The 2,949-nt window shown below is 39.0% G+C and carries 3 protein-coding genes; 1 reads left to right on the forward strand and 2 read right to left on the reverse strand.

The window, feature by feature from the left end; translation table 11 throughout:
- Nucleotides 1-175 precede the first annotated feature (175 nt).
- Nucleotides 176-994 carry a 2-succinyl-6-hydroxy-2,4-cyclohexadiene-1-carboxylate synthase gene (gene menH / locus PN450_RS00005; RefSeq protein WP_271834918.1) on the reverse strand — a complete coding sequence of 273 codons (819 nt, stop codon included), beginning with the start codon at nt 992-994 and terminating at the stop codon, nt 176-178.
- Nucleotides 991-1,359, reverse strand: a complete 369-nt coding sequence (locus tag PN450_RS00010; protein WP_015079443.1) for a metal-sensing transcriptional repressor — start codon at nt 1,357-1,359, stop codon at nt 991-993. Before PN450_RS00010 ends, menH begins: the two co-directional genes overlap by 4 nt.
- 237 nt (nt 1,360-1,596) lie before the next feature.
- Between PN450_RS00010 and PN450_RS00015 the strand changes: the two genes are divergently transcribed.
- Complete coding sequence (locus PN450_RS00015) at nt 1,597-2,808, forward strand: HhoA/HhoB/HtrA family serine endopeptidase (RefSeq protein ID WP_271834920.1); 1,212 nt, start codon at nt 1,597-1,599, stop codon at nt 2,806-2,808.
- Nucleotides 2,809-2,949: the final 141 nt, after the last annotated feature.

The following is a 2,949-nucleotide window of genomic DNA, read 5'->3' on the forward strand; positions in this document are numbered from 1 at the left end:
CTGCGACATCTACACCTGTTCCCTTTGAGTCTAGTCCTATTGCGCTACCAGCATCATTAGCTGTTTGTTTTGGCGCTGCTAAACTCCGCAGAAACCATCTTGCTAAAAAACGCATGGTATCGGTTGAGGCCTAGTTTGATTGTATTTTGTAATCAACAACAAGATCCCCGAATTCTTAAAGAAGTCGGGGATCTAAAAATTTTTGTATATTTTGCACAAATGCTACAGTGTTTTCTAGATGAATATTATGTCCGACTTGAGGAATTATTTGTAATTTAGCCAAGTTGCATTTTTCAGTCATAGCGATATTAATATCAATAAATTTTTCGTCTTTCTCACCAACTAATAATAATAGAGGAATAGTATTTTTAGTTAGCAATTCCCATAAACTTGGTTGAGAACCTGTTCCCATAAACTGTAATGACTTGACTAGGTTTAAAGGATGATTTGTTAATCTACTGGATATCATAGATTGGTATTGAGGATGATTTTTGATATCACCAAAAATTGGCTGTTGATACCAATTATTGAGAAAGTCATAAAAATCATCTTGATTGATGATTCTAGATAGTTTTCTGGCTATTTGAGTATCACCTTTAATTCTGGCTAATCTTGCGGTTTCTGTTGCTAAACCTGGAGAAGCAGATTCTAAAATGACTTTAATAAACCTATGGGGAAAATGCAAAGTCAAATATAAAGCCAATCTTCCTCCCATTGAGTAACCAATTAAATAACATTGGTCAATTTTTAATTCATCTAATAATTGAATAATAGCTGCGGCTGTAGATGCCATGGGATAGCATTCATCGTCTAAAACCTGAGTTTTGCCATGCCCAGGTAAATCAATGGTCAGATAGGAAAAATCAGCAAATAGTAATTTAATTACTTCATCAAATTCATGAATATTACCCATAAAACCATGTAAAAGCAGAATTATTGGTTTGTTTGGTTGATGATTTAAAGAATAGTGAAATTGATATTTATGGATAATCAAGGTAAAAATCTATCTAAAGCAGCTTTTAATTGTTCAATCTCTAATTCTATATTCCCCTTTTGGGCGGCTCTACCGATACACTCAGTTAAATGTTCATCTAGGACAATTCTGGCTACTTTATCTAATGCCCCACGCACAGCAGCAATTTGTAATAATACATCAGGACAAGGGGTATTTTGCTGTACCATTGTTTTAATTCCGCGAACGTGACCTTCTATGCGCGATAGTCGGTTAACAATCCGCCGTAATGACTCTTCACTGTGGACATGAGGATGAACAGAATCAGCCTGATTGTGTGTATGATCTGGATGGTTGTGATCTGATGTAGGTAAAGATTCGTTAGTTACTGGGTTTGCTCCATTCATGGGTATTCTCTGCATATTTTTGAGCCATTTTGGCTGTAATTAATATTTTAGCCCAGAGAGCGCGGGGGAAGATGAAAAAATATCCTGCACTTTGAGCCAAGATTCCGTGAAATCAAAGAAACTTTAAATGAGCGAAAATGTCAATAAACCAGAATTCTGATCTGGATCTGTAAAAATAGGTGTAGATAGATTTATCAAGAAACAGCAAAAATTAGGCTTGTAGATTAGGTTGTGATTATGCGATTTTCCCAAATGTCCCGGTCTATCCGAAAACTCAGTACCCATATTTTAGCGATTTTTATAGGAGTGATGTTGACTTTCACCTCCTTGCGGGTATTACCTTCAGCCGCAGAACCGGGTCCGAATCCTGTCACTGAATCATTGATGAAAATTGCTCAAAAGCCTTCTCCGGCTACGGCTGTGATTGGTAGTCATAGTTTTGTGACAGCGGCGGTCAATCGGGTAGGTTCAGCAGTGGTGAGAATTGATACAGAAAGAACGATTACGCGCCGAAATGATCCGATGATGGAAGATCCGTTTTTTCGGCGGTTTTTTGGTGATAGCTTTCCCCAACAATCACCGACTGAACAGTTACGGGGTTTAGGTTCTGGTTTTATTATTGACAAAAGTGGCGTAATTCTCACCAATGCTCACGTAGTTGATAAGGCTGATAAAGTCACAGTCCGTCTGAAAGATGGTCGCACCTTTAAAGGTAAAGTTCAAGGCATTGATGAAGTTACAGATTTGGCTGTAGTTAAGATTAATGCTGGTAAGGATTTACCTGTTGCAGATTTAGGTAATTCTGATCATGTTCAGGTAGGAGATTGGGCGATCGCTGTGGGTAATCCGCTAGGATTTGATAATACCGTCACCTTGGGGATTGTCAGCACCCTCAAACGTTCCAGCACTCAAGTAGGAATCAGTGATAAACGGTTAGACTTCATTCAAACTGACGCAGCTATTAACCCCGGTAACTCCGGTGGACCATTATTAAATGGTTTGGGAGAAGTGATTGGCATTAATACTGCAATTCGCGCCGATGCGATGGGGATTGGCTTTGCAATTCCTATTGATAAAGCTAAAGTAATCGCCGCTCAATTGCAACGTGATGGCAAAGTTGCTCATCCCTACTTAGGTGTGCAAATGGTGACACTAACACCGGAATTAGCAAAACAAAATAACAATGATCCTAATTCCATGTTTGCAATTCCTGAAGTCGCGGGTGTTTTAGTCATGCGGGTTGTTCCTAATTCTCCGGCTGCAACTGCGGGTATCCGTCGCGGAGATGTGATTTTGCAAATTAACAATAACCCTATTACTAGTGCTGAACAGTTGCAAGGCGTAGTAGAAGACAGTACCCTTGGTCAAGCGTTGCAAGTGAAAGTGCAAAGAGGTAATCAGACACAGATGCTTTCGGTTCGTACCGCTGAGTTGAAAGATATTTCTTAGTTAGGGGCTGCTGAATAAACCTAGAACTGAGATATATCAAGAGTTTGAAGGTAAAAAAGGTGAATCAGGTGCAAGGAATAAGGGTTGAAATCAGCAAAAACCTATCACTTGACCAGATTCAATACTATTCTTCTCTTCTTC

This window comes from Dolichospermum lemmermannii CS-548 (assembly GCF_028330815.1).
GTDB classification, from domain to species: Bacteria; Cyanobacteriota; Cyanobacteriia; order Cyanobacteriales; family Nostocaceae; genus Dolichospermum; species Dolichospermum lemmermannii.

Excerpts from the sequence above, each read along its gene's own strand:
- PN450_RS00010 (WP_015079443.1), bottom strand. The coding sequence starts at position 1,359 with ATGAATGGAGCAAACCCAGTAACTAACGAATCTTTACCTACATCAGAT.
- PN450_RS00015 (WP_271834920.1), top strand. The coding sequence starts at position 1,597 with ATGCGATTTTCCCAAATGTCCCGGTCTATCCGAAAACTCAGTACCCAT.